General features: G+C 60.7%; 3 protein-coding genes. All 3 read left to right on the top strand.

Features of this window, described 5'->3' with window-relative positions; all coding sequences use genetic code 11:
* Positions 1-426: 426 nt before the first annotated feature.
* Positions 427-3,339: a helix-turn-helix transcriptional regulator gene (locus tag ACWEO7_RS37960; protein ID WP_452430501.1), complete on the top strand. Its 2,913-nt coding sequence runs from the start codon at positions 427-429 to the stop codon at positions 3,337-3,339.
* A 48-nt stretch (positions 3,340-3,387) separates the two neighbouring features.
* Positions 3,388-3,678 (top strand): hypothetical protein, encoded by a 291-nt coding sequence (locus tag ACWEO7_RS37955; protein ID WP_452430499.1) that lies wholly within the window; start codon positions 3,388-3,390, stop codon positions 3,676-3,678.
* A gap of 417 nt (positions 3,679-4,095) precedes the next feature.
* On the top strand, positions 4,096-4,656 hold the full coding sequence (locus ACWEO7_RS37950) for an SRPBCC family protein (RefSeq protein WP_452430497.1): 561 nt from the start codon (positions 4,096-4,098) through the stop codon (positions 4,654-4,656).
* Positions 4,657-5,039: the final 383 nt, after the last annotated feature.

The following is a 5,039-nucleotide window of genomic DNA, read 5'->3' as shown; positions in this document are numbered from 1 at the left end:
TACGACCGCAAGGCCACACACTTCCTCGCCTTCCTCACCCTCGCCGCGGCACTGACCTGCTACAAGAAACTCGCCAAATCAGCCACGTGAGACACACTCTTAGCGGGATGTAAGCCGTTGCCAGTCGCTCCTATCACAAAGGTAGCTCCTCGATCGTTCCGGCTGAACCACAATTTCGGCTCCGACGTTACCCATAATCCCGGCATTCCCCGTCGCTCTGCCGGGTGCCTTTGAGGCATGGCCTTCATCAAGGCGTATACCTTTTGGCAACCAGCGAAACTATCGCTACCTGTCATCAAGCCGCCGCCCATGCACGCCACGTATATGGGGGAAATGCCTATAATGGAGGCTCGACGCAGCGGACCCGAGGTGACGCCGCCCCCGGTGAGGAACGCTGCAACCCGTGCAAATCGAGTCGGAGGTAATATGCAGGTCACCGAATCCAGTGGTGCTCGTCGCGGAAGGCTGCTGGGACGGGAGACGGAGTTGGCGCAAGCGGACGAGGCCCTCGTCGCTGTAGCCAGCGGTGCCGCGCGTGTCCTCGCGTTCATAGGCGAGGCCGGTATCGGGAAAACGCGGTTACTAACCGAATTGGGCGACCATGCGGGAGCGGCAGGCTTCGCGGTCCTCAACGGGCGCGCCACGGAACTTGAGACCATGATCCCCTTCGGCCTTGCTCTCGATGCATTGGATGAACCAGTCACGGCACTCGGACACGAAGCCCTCAGCGGGATGGAGGAGGCCACTATCGCCGACTTAGCTGTCGTAATACCAGCGATCGCAGAAACTTACAAATCGAAACCATCGCAGCGGCTCGCGGCGGAGCGGTACGAATACCACCGCTCTGTACGCATTCTTCTTGAGCGCATTGCACGCCGGACTCCGGTGTTACTGTCCTTGGACGATGTGCATTGGGCCGACTCGGCATCGGTCGAGCTGATCGCGCATCTACTTCGCAAACCTGTACCACGCACCGTGCTCGCGCTGTCGTTTCGCCCACGACCAGCGCAACCCGTCTTGCGCGGCGCGATCGAACATGCACATCGTGGAGGCCTTCTGCTCGAGTACGAACTCGCCCCGCTCACCCTTACTCAGACGGCCGCCCTGTTGGGCGAGTCACCCGATACGCCCATCGTGGCGGAGTTGCATGAAGCCACGGGCGGAAATCCGTTTTATGTCGAGCAGCTGGCACGGTCAGCGGATTTTAACGGCAAGCGAAGCAGTCGCCCTCTCGCGAATAGCATGGTGGATGATTTTGATATTCCGTCCCGACTGCGCAATGCGGTAGTTTCGAATCTGGACCGTCTGCCGGCACCCGTATTGGCACTGGCGCAATCAGCATCGATCGTCGGCGACCCGTTCTCGATGGATCTTGTAAGCGATATCACAGAGATCGACCCCGGTCTGATGCAGCGGTACATGAACGACCTCGTCGCGGCTGACCTTATTCACCCAACGGAGTCCGGCCGCTCATTCTGTTTTCGTCATCCGGTTGTCCGACGGGTTATCTATGACAGCACCCCGCCCGCAAGCAGGGTGAATCTCCACCGCAAGCTCGCGACACTGCTGTCCCACCGTGGCGCGTCGCCGAGCACGCAAGCGCACCACCTTCAGCGTTGCGCCTCCCCGGGGGACCAGGCCGCTATCACGACGTTGATTGATGCAGGCAATTCAACGGCAAGTCGCGCGCCGGCGACCGCAGCTCGATGGTTTGCGGCCGCCCTCGCACTGCTCACTGACGATGCTCCGTCGGACCGCCGTCGTGACTTGCTGATCGCCCAAGCAGGTAGCCTTGCTTCCTGCGGTCAGTTGCGCGACAGTCGAGCAGCGCTCGAACATGCACTGCGGTTGACTACCGACTCTCCAGATGAGCGGGCGAGGATAGTATCCATGATCGCCCACGCGGATCATGGTCTCGGGCGCGCCGATCAAGCGCACCGATTGATCGTCAGTACCCTCGAAACAGTGCCAGCGGATCGTCCCAGCGCAATTCCGTTGCGGCTGCTTCTCGCCGAGAACCTTTTGATGAGAGGTGAGTGGGATCAAGCTGTCCATGCCGCCCGGTATGCTCACGCGCAGGCATACCGACTGGGTAATAGTGAGATACATCTTGTGGCGGACTCTTGGCTGGCCTGGACAACTAGTTACGTATGCGATATCACGGCGACAAGCAGCCTGATCGATAAATCAGCGCAGGAGCTCGACAAGCACGACACCAATCTTTCCCCGGCTCTTATCGACTCGCTGGTGAAGTTGGTTTACGCTGAATTCGTTACCGATCGATTCCGCGCTGCCGGATGTCATATCGAGCGAGGCAAACAGGTCGCTCGCACTACCGGCTACAACCACTTCTTCAGCCGTTTCTTGCTTATCGACGCCGCTGTCAAGCTGCTGCAGGGCAGACTGCTCGATGCCCTTAGTTCAGCCGACGCAGCCGTAGAGGCGGCTTACGTCCTCGACAATGATCAAGCCCTTGCCACTGCCGAAGCCATTCGATGTTGGACTGCGACCCTCGTTGGGGACATGGCAGTTGCACTAACCGCGGGCCGCGCTGCCGTGGAGGCCGCCCGACGCCGGCCTGATGCTTTGTTCGCCTGGCTCGCTCACACTACTTACGGGCAGGCATTGATCGAGGTAGGGCATATCGAACAGGGAAAACGTGCAATCTTGTCTGCAGGCGGCCCGGAGCTGTCTGATTTGCCACCCTCGGTGCGCCCCTTCTGGTACCTTCCACTCGTGACCGCTGAGCTGGCCTCAGGACGGATCAATACGGCCGAGGCCATCGCTCAGCGTATAGAAGATTGCGCGAGCGGTCTGCTGTCCCGCGAAGGCCACATCCATCAAGCGCGGAGTTGCATTTCTTTTGCCGCGGGTGACTTTTCACTGGCAGCAACTGCAGCGCAGAAGGCTGTCGACTGTTTCGATGAAGTCGGCATGCCTATATGGAGCGGTCGAGCGCACCTGATGGCCGGTCGAGCCCGTCATGCGGCCGGGGAGACGGCGGCGGCAGTAAAAGACCTTGAACTCGCTCACGGCATCTTCTGCGATACCGGCGCGGCGCGCCTACGTGACGAGTCTGCTAAAGAGCTCCGCACCGCTGGTCGGCGTGTCCGCCCTCCTTCCGCGCCCCGCCAAGAGGCGCTCGCGAAGCTGACCGACCGGGAGCGTGAAATCGCTCAACGCGTCGCGCAGGGCCTTTCTAACCGCATTATCGCCGCCGACCTGTACATCAGCCCCAAGACGGTCGAAAAACACTTGGCCCGAGTCTTCACCAAGTTGGCAGTCACCTCCCGGTCCGGCGTTGCCGCAGCACTTAATCGGGAAGCTGGCAAACAATAGGCAAAACCCCCATACCGCCAGTCGCTAGCATCGGTCGATGCTCAATCTGTGATTGAAGACACATACATCTATGGCACCGGCGCGGAGCCAGCTTCCTCGACAGATGACCACCACTCGTATCCCGACATCTGTCCTTCGCGCCGGTACCACCTGGCGGTCGATATCGGGCTGCCTGAACTCCTGCACTACGTCGCTTCTCTGGAGGCCGCCGAAGCGTTCGCTCGCGAGGCATGCGCCAACGGCTGGGCGAGGTCGGTCGTGATAGAGGAGCATGTGGCCGACTACTATCCGGAAATGCCTTGCCAGGGGCTGTTTACTGTTCAGGGGCGAGGCCTGTGACGGTCGCCGGCAAGCACCCAGGCCGTACGTGAAATCCTCTGTTCCGCAGTCGGCCTCGCAGACAGCGCACGAAACCGCGACTGTCTCTGGTTGTCGTTATGCGCGACACGTCGACGACCGTGGCGCGACCGGTGTTGCGAAGCTCTGAGGGTCCCCCGGTTCGTTGGAGGGCTCTGAGCATGGTCCGATAGGGCCAGGAAGGAGTCCTGCGTGGCAGCACCGAAGAAGTATCCGGACGCCTCCGCCTGACGACACATGACGACTGGACGAGGTCTTCCATCACACCCGTGCGTACCATCCAGTTGCCGGGCTGGTGCCACGTCATCGGAGTTGTCGGCGCGGCCGCAAAAGCCCGACCCACAGCTGACACCCGCGGCGATCTGCTAAATCACCATCGAGCACACAACGCTCAACGACGTGACGACGCCTTACCCGGCTCGAGAACAAAGGAAGGCCACCATCGTGCAAATACGTTCGATCGTCCTTGTCAAAAAGAACCCGTCCGACGTGTGGCAATTTTTGATTGATCCACACAACTCCCCCAAATGGGACCGGAGCATCGCCAAGGTCGACGTGCCCGCCGGGCTGCCGCTAAAAGTGGGCGATACGGTCGAGACCACGGCGCCCTCCGGTATGCGTCAGGTGTTCCGTGTCATTGCACTCAACCCGCCGAGCGATCTGTCATTCCAGCTGACCATCTCGAAGCTGTTTGAAAACGCGACCCTCCGCTTTCTGCTGGAAGCAGTTCCCGAGGGCACTCGTATCACGCATGAAATTAGTTTGGACATACGTTCGTGGGCGCTGTTCATATACCCCATCATCGCCATGACATACAAAAAAGCCCTGGCCACCGACCTGGAGTACCTGCGTCGGGGACTGGATGAAGACTTCAGCGTGGCCGATATGGAGCCTCGCCGAGCACGCACCGGTCTCCGGCAAAGAATTGCGACGCTATCAAGCCGACAAGCCCGGCCGTGAGTGCCGAACCTGGAGGTTCCGGGATCCCGGTAATAATGACCGACCACCAATCCACGACTCAGAACACCAGGGCCTTTGGTTCACCCCGGGTCGCCGACTGGCAGGGACCGGTATTCAGGTAGTCGGGTATTCGAGCTGACCCGGCCCGGTAGAGGTCAGTGGCTGTGGTCTCCCGGCGCGTAGAGACTCCAAGTGCCTCCGGCCTGCTCGCGATGCCGGTGCGCGGTGGTGTAATGAATGCCCAATGCGTCGGCGACGACCGGCGACGCAGTCGACGCGAGCGACCTCCGCCCTCACGCCGCAACCGGGTGATCAGGCGGGCGAACTTGCGTGGCCGCAGCCCGCTGAACAACTCCACCATCACCGCATCGACCGCCGAGATC

The organism is Nocardia sp. NPDC004260, from assembly GCF_053603155.1.
Note: the sequence above shows the minus strand (reverse complement) of the source record. Positions and strands in the feature narration are given on the sequence as shown.

What these genes read in the sequence shown, in the direction of transcription:
- ACWEO7_RS37960 (WP_452430501.1), top strand. Translation starts at nt 427, where the DNA reads ATGCAGGTCACCGAATCCAGTGGTGCTCGTCGCGGAAGGCTGCTGGGA.